Source organism: Phenylobacterium sp. (assembly GCF_044358365.1).
Classification (GTDB): Bacteria; Pseudomonadota; Alphaproteobacteria; order Caulobacterales; family Caulobacteraceae; genus Phenylobacterium.
Genome location: NZ_JBIKNZ010000077.1, coordinates 1 through 15,671 on the forward strand (window position 1 = coordinate 1; position 15,671 = coordinate 15,671).

14 protein-coding genes and 1 pseudogene are annotated in these 15,671 nt (G+C 64.6%); 8 read left to right on the top strand and 7 right to left on the bottom strand.

Going from position 1 to position 15,671, the window contains the following annotated elements; genetic code table 11:
* Positions 1-239: 239 nt before the first annotated feature.
* On the bottom strand, positions 240-1,631 hold the full coding sequence (fumC, locus tag ACIQ3B_RS15755; RefSeq protein WP_397404222.1) for a class II fumarate hydratase: 1,392 nt from the start codon (positions 1,629-1,631) through the stop codon (positions 240-242).
* A gap of 73 nt (positions 1,632-1,704) precedes the next feature.
* Between fumC and ACIQ3B_RS15760 the strand changes: the two are divergent.
* Positions 1,705-2,072 (top strand): annotated as a pseudogene (locus ACIQ3B_RS15760) (RusA family crossover junction endodeoxyribonuclease).
* Between the two features lie 73 nt (positions 2,073-2,145).
* On the opposite strand, the gene ACIQ3B_RS15765 reads toward ACIQ3B_RS15760, so the two are convergent.
* From ACIQ3B_RS15765 to ACIQ3B_RS15780, 4 genes are all read right to left on the bottom strand, one after another.
* On the bottom strand, positions 2,146-2,433 hold the full coding sequence (locus ACIQ3B_RS15765; RefSeq protein ID WP_397404224.1) for a DUF1153 domain-containing protein: 288 nt from the start codon (positions 2,431-2,433) through the stop codon (positions 2,146-2,148).
* Between the two features lie 168 nt (positions 2,434-2,601).
* Positions 2,602-3,990, bottom strand: coding sequence for a flagellar hook protein FlgE (locus ACIQ3B_RS15770; RefSeq protein ID WP_397404226.1), 1,389 nt, complete (start codon positions 3,988-3,990; stop codon positions 2,602-2,604).
* Between the two features lie 53 nt (positions 3,991-4,043).
* A complete protein-coding gene (locus ACIQ3B_RS15775; RefSeq protein WP_397404228.1) occupies positions 4,044-4,805 on the bottom strand; it encodes a flagellar hook assembly protein FlgD in 762 nt (253 codons plus the stop codon).
* A 2-nt stretch (positions 4,806-4,807) separates the two neighbouring features.
* Positions 4,808-6,310 carry a flagellar hook-length control protein FliK gene (locus tag ACIQ3B_RS15780; RefSeq protein WP_397404230.1) on the bottom strand — a complete coding sequence of 501 codons (1,503 nt, stop codon included), beginning with the start codon at positions 6,308-6,310 and terminating at the stop codon, positions 4,808-4,810.
* A gap of 385 nt (positions 6,311-6,695) precedes the next feature.
* On the opposite strand from ACIQ3B_RS15780, the gene flgK reads away from it, so the two are divergent.
* From flgK to ACIQ3B_RS15805, 5 genes are read left to right on the top strand one after another with little or no spacing between them, the layout of a single operon-like run.
* A complete protein-coding gene (gene flgK / locus ACIQ3B_RS15785) occupies positions 6,696-8,792 on the top strand; it encodes a flagellar hook-associated protein FlgK (RefSeq protein ID WP_397404232.1) in 2,097 nt (698 codons plus the stop codon).
* A 10-nt stretch (positions 8,793-8,802) separates the two neighbouring features.
* Positions 8,803-9,735, top strand: coding sequence for a flagellin (locus ACIQ3B_RS15790; protein WP_397404234.1), 933 nt, complete (start codon positions 8,803-8,805; stop codon positions 9,733-9,735).
* 38 nt (positions 9,736-9,773) lie between these two features.
* Positions 9,774-10,955, top strand: a complete 1,182-nt coding sequence (mnmA, locus tag ACIQ3B_RS15795) for a tRNA 2-thiouridine(34) synthase MnmA (protein WP_397404236.1) — start codon at positions 9,774-9,776, stop codon at positions 10,953-10,955.
* 9 nt (positions 10,956-10,964) lie between these two features.
* On the top strand, positions 10,965-11,162 hold the full coding sequence (locus tag ACIQ3B_RS15800) for a hypothetical protein (protein WP_397404238.1): 198 nt from the start codon (positions 10,965-10,967) through the stop codon (positions 11,160-11,162).
* Positions 11,163-11,178: 16 nt separating this feature from the next.
* Entirely contained in the window at positions 11,179-12,369 is a 1,191-nt protein-coding gene (locus ACIQ3B_RS15805) for an acetyl-CoA C-acyltransferase (RefSeq protein WP_397404240.1), read from the top strand.
* A gap of 11 nt (positions 12,370-12,380) precedes the next feature.
* Here the strand turns inward: ACIQ3B_RS15805 and ACIQ3B_RS15810 are convergent, their stop codons facing one another.
* Positions 12,381-12,941 carry a DUF3617 domain-containing protein gene (locus ACIQ3B_RS15810; RefSeq protein ID WP_397404242.1) on the bottom strand — a complete coding sequence of 187 codons (561 nt, stop codon included), beginning with the start codon at positions 12,939-12,941 and terminating at the stop codon, positions 12,381-12,383.
* 60 nt (positions 12,942-13,001) lie between these two features.
* On the opposite strand from ACIQ3B_RS15810, the gene ACIQ3B_RS15815 reads away from it, so the two are divergent.
* Positions 13,002-13,268 carry a GNAT family N-acetyltransferase gene (locus ACIQ3B_RS15815; RefSeq protein WP_397404244.1) on the top strand — a complete coding sequence of 89 codons (267 nt, stop codon included), beginning with the start codon at positions 13,002-13,004 and terminating at the stop codon, positions 13,266-13,268.
* Between the two features lie 63 nt (positions 13,269-13,331).
* A complete protein-coding gene (locus ACIQ3B_RS15820; protein ID WP_397404246.1) occupies positions 13,332-14,114 on the top strand; it encodes a hypothetical protein in 783 nt (260 codons plus the stop codon).
* Positions 14,115-14,127: 13 nt separating this feature from the next.
* On the opposite strand, the gene ACIQ3B_RS15825 is transcribed toward ACIQ3B_RS15820, so the two are convergent.
* Positions 14,128-15,294: a serine hydrolase domain-containing protein gene (locus tag ACIQ3B_RS15825; RefSeq protein WP_397404247.1), complete on the bottom strand. Its 1,167-nt coding sequence runs from the start codon at positions 15,292-15,294 to the stop codon at positions 14,128-14,130.
* Positions 15,295-15,671: the final 377 nt, after the last annotated feature.

Genomic DNA, 15,671 nt, shown 5'->3' on the forward strand with positions numbered 1-15,671 from the left:
GGCTCAATCCGGCGCATCTGCGCCTGCGACAACCAGATCAAATCACTCATGACGACGCCTCCATGCGCCGCCAGTGAATCAGACCAACCCCGCCTTGGGAATCATTTCAATGGGTCCTGAGCCTAGCGCGAAGACATGGGTGCACGTGCCCACCGCGAGACACAGAGCCCAGATCAATCGGGCCGACTTGGCCCGCAACGTCTCGACCTTGGACCCGTCCAGATGGAGTGCGGGAGCTTTCACCCCGGACCGATCATCTTCTCGGGCCGCACATACTTGTCGAACTCCTCGTTCGTCAGATAGCCGCCGCCGACGGCTTCCTCGCGCAGCGTGGTGCCGTTCTTGTGGGCCGCCTTGGCGATCTTGGCGCAGTTGTCGTAGCCCAGCTTGCTGTTCAGCGCCGTCACCAGCATCAGCGACCGCTCGAGGTTGGCCTTGATATTGTCCTCGCGGGCCTCGGTGCCCACCACCATGTTGTCGGTGAACGAGATCGAGGCGTCGGCCAGCAGGCGGCAGGACTGCAGGAAGTTGTAGGCCATCACCGGGTTGAAGACGTTGAGCTCGAAGTGGCCCTGTGATCCCGCAAAGGCCATGGTGGTCTGGTTGCCCATCACGTGGGCGCAGACCATGGTCAGCGCCTCGGCCTGGGTGGGATTGACCTTGCCGGGCATGATTGAAGAGCCAGGCTCGTTCTCGGGCAGGGCCAGTTCGCCCAGGCCGGCGCGGGGTCCGCTTCCCAGGAACCGCAGGTCATTGGCGATCTTGAAAAGGGCGCCGGCTGTCGCCGTCAGCGCGCCGTGGCTGAACACCATGGCGTCGTGGGCGGCCAGGGCCTCGAACTTGTTGGGTGCAGTCACAAAGGGCAGGCCGGTGATCCCGGCTATCTTCGCGGCCACCAGCTCGGCGAAACCTACGGGGGCGTTGAGCCCGGTGCCGACAGCAGTGCCGCCCTGCGCCAGTTCATAGAGGCCGTACAGGGCCTCCTCCACGCGGCGCCTCGACATGGCGACCTGGTGCGCATAGCCGCCGAACTCCTGGCCCAGCGTCAGTGGCGTGGCGTCCTGGGTGTGGGTGCGGCCGATCTTGATGATATGGGCGAAGGCCTTGGACTTGACCACCAGCGCCTTGTGCAGGTGCTCCAGCGCCGGGATCACCGACAGGGCGACCTCGACTGCCGAGGCGATGTGCATCGCGGTGGGATAGGTGTCGTTGGACGACTGGCTCATGTTGACGTGATCGTTGGGGTGCACGGGTTTCTTGGAACCCATGACGCCGCCCATCATCTCGATGGCGCGGTTGGAGATCACCTCATTGGCGTTCATGTTGGATTGGGTGCCGGAGCCTGTTTGCCATACCACCAGCGGAAAATGGTCATCCAGCTTGCCGTCGATGACCTCCTGGGCGGCGAGTACGATGTACTTGCAGATCTCCGGGTCAAGCCGGCCAAGCTCCATGTTGGCCTCGGCCGCAGCGCGCTTGACGACGCCAAGGGCCTTGATCACCGGCTTGGGCTGTTTCTCCCAGCCGATCTTGAAATTACCGATCGAGCGCTGGGTCTGGGCGCCCCAGTAGACGTAACTGGCTACCTCGATGGGGCCGAAGGTGTCGGTTTCTGTGCGGGTCGCGCTCATCGATCAGTCCCCAGGATTGCAGGCGTTCAAGGGTTTACCGCCATGCGGGGAGACTGCAAGGCGCTGGAACGCTATGAGCGCAGGATGGACGATGGCTGGACCCAGCATGGAAAGGTACGCGCCCGGGAGACCGAGGGCATGCTTGAACTGTCCGTCGATGGGCTGACCACCCAGGGCAAGTATTACAAGCCCCTTATCTATGAGTTCTTTCGAAAGGCCTGGCGCGGATCGCGACCGGCGTGGGGCGACTACTCGGTAGAGATCGCCATGGAATATCTGGGCGACCCACCCTGGCTTGATCTGGACAACCTGGCCAAGGCCATCCTCGACGCCATAAAGGGCTATGCTTTTCACGACGACGCTCAGGTCGCCCGACTGCTGGTCGAGCGCCGATCAGGCGACCGGGAGAGGATCATCGTGCTGGTGCGGAAGTTGTCCTGAAACGACGAACGGCCGCGCTTGGGGGGCAAGCGCGGCCGGTCTTTGCGGTTCGCCGTTGATCGGGAATGACGGCTCAGCGGTATTGTTGCAGGCGGGTCGTTCTAAGTCCGGCCAGGCCATGCCGCTCGATCGAGCGCTGCCAGGACACGAACTCATCACTGGTCAGGGAGTAGCGTTCCAGCGCTTCTTCGAGAGAGATAAGCCCTCCGCGGACCGCAGCCACCACCTCGGCCTTGCGTCGGATTACCCAGCGCCCGGTGTTGGGAGGCGGCAGATCGTTCCGCGTCAAAGGCGCGCCCGTCGGGCCGATCACATAGGTCTCGCCGCGGCTATTCGTGCGCGTCTGTTGTTGTTGCAACATGGGCTTTCTAGCGCCTCACCATCACTGATTGATGTGCACCATACCTATCGCCTCCTAACATCGCCTGAATCGCCTTAGTAAACAAACCGGTAACCATGAAATCCCTGATGTTGCGTTGCCTCTTCATCGAATTCATGTCGTTGATTCAGGTTCAGTTAAGAGATATTACTAGCGCTTGATATTAATTAATTCTTCCAACATCTGATCAGCAGTCGTTATGATCTTGGATGATGCAGAATATGCCTTCTGAGTCTGTATCAACCCGGTGAATTCTGCAGAGAGATCCACTTTCGAGGCTTCCAGGCTGGAGGGTGAAATACGACCTGCGCCGCCCACGCCGGCTTCCTTCATGGTCAGCTGGCCTGCGGGGAGTGAGCTGCGGTAGGCGTTGCCGCTGATGGCCTGCAGGCCGTCGGCATTGGGGAAGGTAGCGATCCCGATCTTGGCGATCTGGCGAACCTGGCTGTTGTCATAGATCGCCGAGACGATGCCCTCGCCATTCACATCGATCGATACGATGTTGCCCACACCGGCGCCGTTTGAACTGATGGCGTTGACCGTCGACGTTGCGGCGTACTGCGAAATCTTGTTCAGGTCGAAGTCCAGCGTCTGGGCCGCGACGCCCAGGGGGTTGGACCAACGTGGTGTGCCGGCTGCACCCGAGGCGGCCAGATTGAGTTGGGCCACTGCGCCCGGTGCGCCGAACAGGGTGGTGTTCGCCAGGTCGATCGTGCCGTCCTGATTGAACATCAGATTACCTCTGGCCAACTGGCCCGGGCGCCCGCCCGTAGTCGTGTCCGTGGTAGGTATCGAATAGATTTCAGCGTGCCAGCGGTTGGGATTGGCGCTGTCGTCCTTCAGCAGGGCCAGGGCCACCTTGCGCGAGCCGCCGGCGGAGTCGATCACCTTCATCTCGATGACGAAATCAGGCTTGGTCCCGGTCGTAGGGTCGGTGGCGTAGTCGGTCATCGAAGCGACGGTGGCGTTATTGTAGGCCGCCTCTCCGGCGGAGACGACGCCTGCCTTGTTGAGATTGGCGCTGATAGTGATGTCCGTTGTCGGCGCAACCGCCGAGCCCAGATTCTTGACGTTGATGGAGTTCATCTTCGACAGGTCGGACGGGTTTACGTCGTAGGTGCCGTCGGCCTTGGTCGGCCATCCCTGCAGATAATAGTTCGACTGGTTGATCAGGTATCCGTTAGCATCGACAGTGAACGAGCCGGAGCGCGTGAATGAGCGCGCATCCGCCGCCGTAAGTCCCGCGCCCTTGTTCGACACCACGAAGAACCCGTCGCCGGAGATCGCCAGGTCGGTCGACGACCCCGACGCCTGGACCAGGCCCTGTTGGCTGACAAACTGGCGGCTGACAGCCTCAACCCCGCCGGCGGAATAGGCTCCCTTTACGGTCTGGGCAGTCACCACATTGGCGAAGCTCACCACATTACGTTTGTACGCTACTGTGTTGACGTTGGCGATGTTGTCGGAAATCGCCGCCAGCGCCGATGAGTTGGCGACCAACCCCGAAACGCCGGTCAGCAAGGCTGAATTGATAGACATGGCTTAGGTTCCGTTCTCCTTGGGCGGGTGCGCGTACTGCGTGAGTTCGGCCATCAGGCCGCCGCTGGAGACGACGTTTTGTCGTCCGGGTTGTTGGTGTTTGAACTGGTGATCGAAGACGCGATGGTCCTGGCCGTGTCGGCCGGTAGAACCGGTTGGCGGATGCTGACGAGCTTTTCCCAGGGGATCCGCGCGCCATTGATGGTCAGGAGAGTGCTCCCGTCGGCCTGTTCCACTCCGGTCACCAGGCCATCGGCGAAAATCTTGGAAGGTACGACCGAGCCGGAGCCATCCTTGGCTGTAACCCGCAGGCTGTAAATTCCGTCTGCCAGGACAGCGCCGCCAGAGGTCTTGCCATCCCAGGTGAACTTGTTCTCACCGGCCTTGGCGTCGGCCACCGCCTTGGTTGCGACGATCCTGCCCTTGGAGTCCAGCACTTCAAGTTTCACGTCGGTGGCGGCGCGATCGAGCTTATACGTCCAGTCGGCCTTCTGGTTCTTGAGGGCCGCGACATCGGCCTCGGCGCGCACTTCCTTGCCGATAAGGCTCACGGCCGTGGCGACACCCGAGGTTGTGTTCGCCACCAGCTTCTTCAGAAGATCGTTGGTGGCGAGCTGCTGTTCCACCCCGGTCATTTGCACGATCTGCTGGGTGAACTGGTTGGAATCCATCGGCGACAGCGGATCCTGGTTCTTCAACTGGGTGGTCAGCAGCGAAAGGAAGGTGTCGAAGTTCTCGGCCAGCCGCGCCCGGCCGATCCCGATCGTATCGCTCTTGGCGGTGGTTGCGGCGGCGGTGGTCGCGGCGACGTCCATGATCAGATCCTGAGGTCCAGGCCGGCGTTGACGCCCCGGCGAAGTCGCAGCGCACCATTGACGGCGGCGTCAGTCGCGGCGCCGGCCGTATCGAGGGCTGCACGGAAAGCCTGACCCCGGATGGCCTGACCATTGTTATCGGTTTGCTCCTGCCAGGCTTGGCGTTGTTGCTGGCCGCGGTCGCCGGCGACGTCAAAGGACATCCCGCCCGACATGTCGAAACCAGCCTGTTCCATCGCCCGCTGCAGTTCGTTGGCGCGCGCCTTCAGATCGGACGCCGCTTGCGGGTTGTCGAAGGTCATGGCCGCCGTGATCCGGCCGTGGGCTCCGATGTCGATGCGGACATCGACCTTGCCGAGCCCGCCGGGATTGAGCTCCAGGTCGAAGCGGGTCGATTGGCCTTCCAGCTTCTTGATAATCTGCGCCGCCAGTGTGGCGACCGTCTCCGGTGAACCGCGCACCGCATGGCCAGCCAGCGTTGCAGGGGCCAGGGACTGGCTGGCGGCGCGGCTTTCGCTTTGCAGAACGCCATCCGGCGAGTCGGCGCTGACGATCTCGTCGCTGACCGCGGACTCATCAGCGTCGATCCGTTCCGGCGTGGCGGCAGCAAACGCCTGAACTGGCTTCATCGCATCAGGACTATCGCCCGTCTGCGGCGGGGCGGGTGTCGCTATCGCCGTCGGAGCTGCCTCAGAGGCAGCCCTGGCGCGCTCGGCTCTGGAGTTCCTCGGAGCGGGTGCAGGCGCCGGCTGTTCGGGTCGACTTTGCAACCCTGCGACCTGCAAGGAGGCTTCGGAAACACCGGTCGCCACCGCTGACGGGGCCGACGCCGGTTCAGTGGACGAAGGTGCAGGCGCCGCCGCCTGGGCGCTGGCGCGAGGTGCGAGCGCTTGCTCCGAGATCGATGCCACTGGAGCCCGGATTGCAGCGGCTCCCGGGTTGGCTGACGCCTGCTCCGGCGTTTCAGAGCCAGGCGCGGGACCTGTGACCGTGGCCGACTTTGTCCCATCAGCCAGGAGGCCGGACGCCAGCTGTTCTGAAGAGGCGTCGGCCTCCGCGGTCGTCGCCAGGGTTGCAGAAGCCCCTGCGGGCGGTCCTGCCGTCAGGATCGACGCGAAGCCGCGCGGCGCAGCGCCTGCGTCGCCGGTCGACGGAGCCGATGAGGACGTCGTGACCAGGGAAGCGATCGGGGCCTGAACCGCAATCACGCCGGTCAGCAGATTGGCGTTGGCTGTCCCGAACTGCAGGTCAGCGAACGCGACCTCCGCATTGATCTCCACCTTTTCGCCAGGCGCGTCGGATTCGTCTTTGTCCGCGTCGCCACCTTCGGGCGCGCCGCTCGCCGCCGGCGCTGTGGGTGCGGGGCCTGTCGGAAACAGCGCCGCCAGAAGCGCCTCGAAACCAGCCAGGGGGCCGCTCGCCGTACCCTGGGCGCCGGCGCCCGCCGCGAGCCCGGTCTGGCCGGTCGGCTGGAAGGATGCGGCATTGAGCGCGGATGCGTTCATGACTGTTTGCAAGCCTGGATGGGTTGTGAAGGAAGCGCGTCCTGCGCCGGTCTCATTCGGGCAAACCCCAGCAACCTCCGCGCCAGTCTCTCAGTTTGTTGAAAATATTGGAGAAATAGGCCCGCTGCCCCTTGCTGCCACAGCGCGTCGATGGACGAAATTGCCGAGCCAGGAGTGTTTCGGTGGGTCGTTCCCTGCCGCCCTGTCTCCGCGTCGGAGCGAACTGGCGCCGGACTTGCGCCCTGATTCACAGGCCCATCGGGTCGAGAGAGTCACAACATTGAATTTGTTCGATAAAACTAGAACCTATGCGCGGGCGGCAACCAAAGTCCCGGCAGTTTTCGCCGGGTGGAATGTCAGCCTTTGCCGGGTGGAGGCGAAATAGATGACCCTAGGCGTCGCTCTGAAGACCGCCACGACGGGCCTGCAGGCCGCACAGGCCTCGCTGCGCGCCGTTTCGGACAATATCGCCAACGTCAACACGCCGGGATACGTGCGCAAGGCGGTGAAGCAGGAGCAACAGGTCGTTGATGGCTCCGGCGCCGGCGTCAAGATCACGGGCGTCAACCGGATCACAGACCAGTTTCTGCAGGTCGCATCGTTGTCGGCGTCGTCGGACACCAAGCGCTGGTCCGCCGTCTCGCAGTTTCTCGACAACGCCCAGAGCCTGTTTGGCGATCCGTCGGCGAACGGATTCTTCTTCAACCGGCTCGACAAAGTTTTCGCCGCTTTCTCCACGGCGGCGAATGATCCATCATCGACCCTGCTGCGCAGCCAGGCGCTTTCCAGCGTCGAGGATTTTCTGGGCGAAGCGGCCCGGATCAACGGCCAGATCGTGTCGCTTGTCGACACCGTCGACACTCAGATCAGCGCGGGCGTCGAACGCGCCAATGGGCTGCTGGAAGAGATCAGCAAGCTCAATCTGGAGATCAAGCGGGCCACTCTGGTAGGGGCGGACGCCTCGGGTTCGGAAAATATCCAGAGCCAGTTGCTGGACGAATTGTCCGGCCTGATGAACATCCGCGTGGCCGGACGTGGGGACGGCGGCGTCGACGTGCGAACCGTCGAAGGCGTTCTGATCGCCGGGGATGGCGCGGCAAAGCTGACCTACAACAGCTCCGACACCACGCCGGGCTATATCACCGCGCAGCCGACGGGCAGTTCAAACCAGCAGCCGATCCAGCTCATGAGCGGCCAGCTCCGCGGCCTGCTGGACCTGCGCGATGAGGAGCTCCCCAAGATCTACGATCAGCTCGGAGAGTTCACGAGCCGCGCCGTAGATCAGTTGAACGCCGCCCACAACGCGGCCTCTGCCTATCCGCCCCCTGCGTCGCTCACCGGCCGCGCTACCGGACTTGATCTGCCGACCGCGATCGCGGGCTTCACCGGGACGTCTACCATCGCCGTGGTGAACCCTCAGGGTCTTCTGCAGCGCAAGGTGGCGATCGACTTCACCGCGGGCACGATCTCGGTGAATGGCGGGGCCGGCGCCACCTTCACGCCAGCCAGCTTCCTGACGGACCTCAATACCGCCCTTGGCGCCTCCGGGAGCGCCAGCTTCTCCGGCGGCGCCTTGACGCTCAACGCTACCGGGGGGGCGGGGCTCGCCCTCGACGAGGGTACCTCGAACAAGACCGGGCGCGGTTTCTCGCACTTCTTCGGTCTGAACGACCTGGTCAAGACGAACGGCTTGACCAACTACGCCACCGGGCTGCAGCCGACCAGCAACCATGGCTTCACATCGGGCGGCCAGCTTACTTTGCGGTTGTCGACCCCGGATGGGCGTCCCGAGCGCGAGGTGCCGATCACGATCCCGGCCGGGCCGCTGATGAGCGACCTGCTCAATACGCTGAACAACAACTCGACCGGGGTCGGTCTTTACGGATCCTTCGGCCTCGATTCCAATGGCGTGCTTACCTTCACCGGATCGGCCCCCTCGAACGCCGAACTGTCAATCGTTACGGACAATACCCAGCGCGGCGCCGGCGGACCGTCGGTCAGCCAGTTATTTGGTCTGGGAACCCAGGCGCGGTCGGCGCGGGCCGGGCAGTTTCAGGTTTCAGCAGCATTGCTGTCCAACCCCACCAAGATCGCCATGGGCAAACTGGAAACGACCGTCGCCGTGGGCGCGGTGGCCATTCGCCCGGGCGACGGGCGCGGGGCGCTGGGCATTTCGGCCTCGGGCGGCGTCCCGATCCTCTTCCAGGCCGCCGGGTCACTGGGTCAGGTGACCATGACCGTCTCCAGGTACGCTTCGGAGTTCGGGGGTGCAGTGGGTCGAGCCGCAGCCTCGGCAGAGACGCGCAAGGCCAGCTCGGAAGCCGTCGCTACCGAGGCCAACAACCGCCGCCAGGCCGTTGAGGGCGTCAATCTCGATGAGGAACTAGTCAATCTAACCACCTATCAGCAGGCTTTCAGCGCCTCGGCTCGCATGATTCAGGCGGCCGGCGACATGTTCGACGTCCTGCTGGGTATTGTCTGAGGAGTTCGCCATGGTCACTCGCGTCACCACCTCCGGAAACTATTCAGCGGTGCTCACCAACCTGCTGGCCGCGCAGCAGCGGCAGGCTGACGCCGGCGACCGGGTTTCCACCCAGCGCAATGGTCAGAACCTGAAGGACTACGCCAAGTCCTCTGAACTGCTGACCGCCATGCGCACGGTACAAACCCGCGTCGGGGAGTTTCAGGATCAGAATGGCCTGATCGCCGACCGGCTTACGACCCAGGACGCCTCGCTGGTTCGGGTGGCGGACGCCGCCCAGTCGATCCGCGAGCTGATGGCCGATGCGATCGCCTCCGGTCGCGTCGACAGCCTTGTCGAGGACATCCAGGCCCAGATGAACATCGCCGTTGAAAGCATGAACGTCAGCTATGGCGGCAAGTACCTGTTCGCAGGCGGCCAGGTCGACACCAAGCCGGTCACGGCGAACACGCTGGCCGACCTCACTGCTGCGCCCGCCGTAATCGCCGATTTCTTCAAGAACGATGATTTCAAGGTGAAGTCCAAGCTGGACGACGCCACATCCGTGACCACCGGAATTCTGGCCGACGACATTGGCACGGATCTGCTGACCGCGCTGCAGACGTTCCAGACCTTCAACCAGGGCTCCAACGGGCCATTCACGGGCGCCATGACCAACGCCCAGAAGACCTTCCTTGAGGGCCAACTGGCTGGCTGGAACACGATCCGGGCCGATGTCACGCTGATCGCGGCGCAGAACGGCACCAACCAGAAGCGTGTCGAAGGAGTGGCTGCGAACCTTGAAGCACGCCAGATATCCCTGACGATCATGTTGGGCGATATAACTGATGCGAATATGGCACAGGCCTCGGCTGATCTTGAGCAGGCTAGGCTTTCGGTGCAGTTCTCCGCCTATGTCCTCCAGGCCCTGCAGTCCTCGTCGTTGATCAACCTCCTCAGGTAGCCTCGAAAACGCGGGCCGGAACCGCTACATAGGCCATCATGAACGCACCGGCGGCGATTTCCGACACCCTGAGCGACGGCCTGATCGAGGCCATGCGCGACGCCGTGCGCCTGCCGACCGGGACCCGAATCGTGGCGGCCATGTCGGGCGGCGTGGATTCAACGGTGACCGCGGCGCTACTGCATCGCGCTGGCTACGATGTGGTGGGCGTCACCCTGCAACTCTATGATCACGGCGCGGCGATCCAGAAGAAGGGCGCCTGCTGCGCCGGTCAGGATATCCACGACGCCCGCACTGCGGCCGAGTCCATGAGTATCCCCCACTATGTGCTCGACTATGAGAGCCGCTTTCGCAAGCAGGTGATCGAGGACTTTGCCGACTCCTACCTGCGTGGGGAGACGCCGATCCCCTGCATTCGCTGCAATCAGACGGTGAAGTTCCGCGACCTGCTGGACGTGGCCCGCGATCTGGGCGCGGAAGCCATGGCGACGGGTCACTATGTGCAGCGCGATGTCGGTCTTCATGGGCCAGAACTGCACCGCGCGTTCGATGCGGTGCGCGACCAGTCCTACTTCCTGTTCGCCACCACCCCGGAGCAGCTGGACTACCTCCGGTTCCCGCTTGGCGGGCTGCCGAAGCCCGCTGTGCGCGCGGCGGCCACCGCGCTGGGGCTGAAGGTTGCGGACAAGCCCGATAGTCAGGATATCTGTTTTGTGCCGGAGGGCCGCTACACCACTGTGATCGACCGTCTGCGCCCGCATGGCGCCGAGCCTGGCGACATCGTGCATCTGGACGGTCGGGTTCTCGGTCACCACGAGGGCGTCACTCGCTACACCATCGGGCAGCGACGGGGTCTGAACGTGGCGGTTGGCGATCCTTTGTTCGTGGTGAAAATCGATGCTGGCAGCCGGCGCGTGATGGTCGGCCCGCGCGAGGCGCTGCTGACCCGCGCGCTCAGCCTGAAGGAGACCAACTGGATCGGCGACGGACCGGATATGGCGGCGGCCTGCAAGGCCCAGCGACCGGTGCTGGCCCGTGTGCGTTCGACCCGTGAGCCGGTTCCGGGACGCCTGGGCTTTGTCGGCGGCGAGCCGGGTGTTGTATTCGGCGTGCCCGAGGAGGGCGTCGCCCCTGGCCAGGCCTGTGTGCTCTATGCGCCGGAGGCGCCGTCGCGGGTTCTGGGCGGCGGCTTCATCGTGGGCACGCTCGGCAATCTCTGAGGTCTCGCCATGACCGCAAGGCAGCTCGTGGACATAGCCTGCGACGAGGATCCCCGCGCGCTGTGCCTCTGGGTGCCATCCGACCTGTGGCCGGAGTTCTGCGCCGCAATCCGTCAACAGCCCAAGCTGATCGGCGCCGTCATCTACCGCAACAAAACCATCCGCGACGGCGGCCCCTACAGCGACGTAACAACACGGCAGCCTTGAGAAAGACGTCTCCCACATGAGCCAGACCTCCGACCCCGTGGTCATCGCCGCCTACGCCCGCACGCCGATGGGCGGGTTCCAGGGCATGTTCTCCGGCGTAAAGGCCACCGAGCTGGGCGCCGTGGCCGTGCGCGCGGCGGTGGAGCGTTCCGGTGTTGATCCGGCGGTGGTCGAGCAGATCTTCATGGGATGTGTGCTGCCGGCTGGTCTGGGCCAGGCGCCCGCGCGGCAGGCGGCCTTGGGCGCGAGCCTGCCAAAATCGGTGGAGGCCACGACGGTCAACAAGATGTGTGGGTCGGGCATGCAGGCCGCCATCATGGCCCATGACGCACTGGCCGCCGGGTCTGCCGAGGTGATCATCGCCGGCGGCATGGAGAGCATGACCGGCGCGCCCTACCTGATGGCAAAGCACCGTGGCGGCGCCCGCATTGGCCACGATACCATGTTCGACCACATGTACCTGGACGGTCTGGAGGACGCCTACGAGCCCGGCCGCCTGATGGGGTCTTTCGCCGAGGAGACGGCGCGTCAGTATCAGTTCACCCGCGATGCCCAGGACGAATATGCCATCGGCTCGCTCAACCGCGCTCGCGCCGCCACGGAAAGCGGTGCGTTCGCCCGGGAAATCACACCGGTCCAGGTCACCGGCCGCAAGGGCACGGTGACGGTCGAAATGGACGAGCAGCCTCTCAAGGCTGATCCCGCGAAGATCCCGACGCTTCGCCCTGCCTTCTCCCGTGACGGGACGATCACCGCGGCCAACGCTTCGTCAATCTCCGATGGCGCCGCCGCTCTGGTGCTCACGCGCGAGAGTGTGGCGCGACGCCTGGGCCTGACCGTCGTCGCCCGCATCGCTGCCCATGCGGCCCATGCCCATGAACCGGGTCAGTTCGCCACTGCGCCAGTCCCGGCCATTCGCAAGGTGCTGAAACGCGCGGGCTGGTCGGTGAACGACGTCGACCTATTCGAGGTGAACGAGGCCTTCGCCGTGGTCGCCATGGTGGCGGAGCGCGACCTGGGCCTTGATCGGGCGAAGCTCAATGTCAACGGCGGCGCCTGCGCGCTGGGCCACCCTATCGGCGCCTCGGGCGCGCGCATCCTGGCCACCCTGCTCAGCGCCTTGCAGGCGCGCGGCCGTACGCGCGGCGTCGCCAGCCTCTGCATCGGCGGCGGCGAGGCCACGGCGATGGCAGTGGAGCTGGTCTGACGCGCCCGTCGCTATTTCATCGCCGCCATGCTGTTGAGGTTCACCTTCACGCCTCCGGGCAGCAACATGTCGCCGGGCTTCATATCAGCGGGGCAGGGGCCTTCCCAGGTTCCCGTCATTTCCATGTCATGGGTCCCGTTGGCCTGTGCCATGGACGAGCCAGTGGTCACCGAGGTCGCCTTGACCACATAGCTGGAATTGAAGTTGCCCGTCGCCTTGCCGGTGGTGGTGATCTTGCCGGCGGCGCCCATGTCGCACTCGCTGGCGAACGACCAGCCGCCGACCCCGGGCGTCACCTCATTCTTCGGGCAGAGCTCCTTGTTCATTTGCTGACCAAAGACCGTAATCTTGGCCTCTGTCGCCTCGTCGAGGCAGATCTTGGAGGTCTGGGTCATCCCTTGCGTCGTAACGGTCTGGGTCCAGAGACCTGCCTTGCGCCGGGGAGGTCCGGTCATCGGGGCCGACGCCGCGGCGCTGGGCGCCTCGCCGGTCGCCGACGTAGGCGTTTCCGGCTTCTTCTGGCAGCCGGCCAGAGCCAGAAGCCCTGCGCCCAGTATGAGAGCACGATACATCTTGATCCCTCCTTCGACGTTCCCCAGTCTCGAGGCTACTCCGGAAGCTGGGTTTCTGAAATGACTGAACTTCATGACACGGGCGCGCGCTACGAAATCGAAGAGCAGGGGCTGACCTGCTGGGCCGACTATCGCCTCGACGGCGCACGGATCTATGTTGACTATGTCTTCAGTCCCCCTGCGTTGCGCGGCACAGGCGCGTCCGGGCGATTGATGACTGCCCTGGCGCAGGACGCCCGGGCCAGGGGCCGCACGATCAGACCGATCTGCAGCTATGCGGCGGCCTGGTTGAAGCGCAGCGCGGAGTTCCGGGACCTGGTGGAGTAGGGGGTTGCCTTGACCGTCACCCGCCCACTGGCGTCCCGCCGCGCGGCATCGTAGTGAGCCCCGATGACTGAACCTGCACATTCTGGCGCGCGCTGGCGCCCACCTGCGGATCTGGGAGAAGGGTCCCTGGCTGGCGCCGCCATCCGTCTCCTGCGCGCTGCGCCGCGCGGGATGTGGATGGTGCTGGCGGTGATGGTCGTGGTCGGCCTGGGCCTTGACCTTGGCGCACGCCAGCTGGGCGTGCCGCTGGATGGCCGTACAATGCCGCCCGAGACCTGGGCCTATATGGGTGTGGTGGCGCTGGTCAATTCCGTCATGGTCGGCGTCTTGCTCCACCTCCTGCTGACCGGCCATGCGCCGCGCGGGCTCCAGGCCGGGCTGGTGGCCTTCGTGATCTGGACGGCGGGGACCAGCCTCTATGCCAACGGCCTGATGACCCTCACCCAGGGCGCCCAGGGCGCGCCCCCGGCCGAGCTTCTGCCCCGTTTTCTCGTGGTCGCCGTTGGCGGGATTGGCGGGATCATCGTTTTCACGCGCCTGTTGCTGTTGCCCATAGCCTGGCTGGTAGGTGATCCCGGTGCGACGCCCGCCGCCGCCTGGGGCCGGATGCAGGGACAGCTGGTGGGCTATATCCTGGCGTCCATGGTGCTCAGCCTGCCGGCGTTGCTCATCGGCATTCTTCTGGTTGGTATCGCTGGCGGCGCCGAGGGCGCGGCGTCACCCGCCGCGCGTCTGGCGGCGCAGCTGATGGCGGCCGGGCTGGCGGCCCTCGGCGCCGCCCTCAACGCCGTGATCTATCTGCGACGGGTGGGCGCGCCACAGCGCCTTGACGAGGTGTTTGATTGACGGTTTCGGCCCGTCAACGTCTCAGGTCGTCCGCCACCCATGCCTGAGCCAGCCTCTGGCAAGGTGGTGAGCGGTCGTCCATCCGCTGGATCATGCCCACGCAGATCAGATCGTTCTCGGGGTCGACCCAGAACCAGGTCCCCGCCGCGCCATCCCACTGATAGGTCCCGCGACCCACGTTCGACCCCGCGCGCGCTGGGTCGGTAAACACGGCGCCGTTGAAGCCGTGACCGAACCCCGGCCGGATCTGCTGGTGACCGACGCCGTAGCCGCCGGCCATGATCTCATCGCTCAGGTGATTGGCGCACATCAGGCTGGCCGCCTCGGCGCTGATGATCCGCACGCCCTCGAGTTCGCCCTGCCCCAATAACATCTGCGCAAAGCGGGCGTAGTCGTCCACCGTCGAGAACAGCCCGCCACCGCCCGACGCGATCTTCGGGATCCGCCCGGGGTCGCGACCGAACAGCATGGCCTCTGCTTCGACCAGACCCCGCGACCTGCTGTGGCGATAGAGGGTCGCCAGTCGCCCCAACTGTTCCGCCGGCACATAGAAGTCGGTATCGATCATCCGTAGGCGGGCGAATATTTCCTCGTGCATGAAATCGGGCAGGCTTCGGCCTGTCAGGCGCTCGATCACCGCGCCCTGCACATCCATGCTGATGGCGTAGCGCCAGCGTGTTCCCGGCTCATAGGCCAGTGGCGCCTTTGTCAGCCGCGCGACCATGTCGGCGAGCCCCTCGGCCTGCCAGACGCCCTCGGCGATATAGGCCGCGTCCGTCGTGTCGTTGGCGTCGAAGCCATAACTGAGGCCGGCAGTGTGGGTCATGAGCTGACCCATATTGGGCGGGCTCGACGGCGCCTTGCCATCGGGCCCGATGACCCGGGCGAATTCCGGAAGATGCCGCGAGATCGGATCTTCCGGCGACCACAGGCCGCGGTCCCACAGGATCATCATGGCTACCGCCGTGACCGGCTTGGTCATCGAATAGATCCGATAGATCGTGTCCTGGGCAGGTGGCTGGCGGGAGGCGATGTCCTTCAGGCCGTGCACTGCGCGGTGGACAACCTGGCCATCGCGGATGACCAACAAGGACGCCCCTGCCAGTTCCCCTGCTGCGATCAGACCTGTGATGCCGGCGTCGAGGGCGGGGAAGGCGGCGGGGCTCGAGAGTCGGGACATGCGCCGGGTTCGCTTTCGGTTGCGGTCGCTGGTTTGACCCAGATCAAGGCCGCGACCGTTGAAAGGCCGCAGTCTCCTTGCATCGACAGGAGCAAACCATGACACCCTTTCTCACAATCGTCGTCGCCGGCTTCTCGGTTTTTGTCGCAACGCTGATTTTTGGCCAGATCCAGTCTGCGCTGGCCTCGAAGCCTGCGAAGACCCTGCGCGACGTCTAACGACGCTCAAGGCCGGCGCTTTCCGCCCTAGCTGTCTGGTCCCGGAGTGTGGGGGAATCAGCCAAGCTGATCCTTCATTCCGGGAGGACCTATGGGCCAGATACTCCATGGCAGCGCCACGACCACGTACGCCGTCCGAGCGGCGATACAGCGATCGAA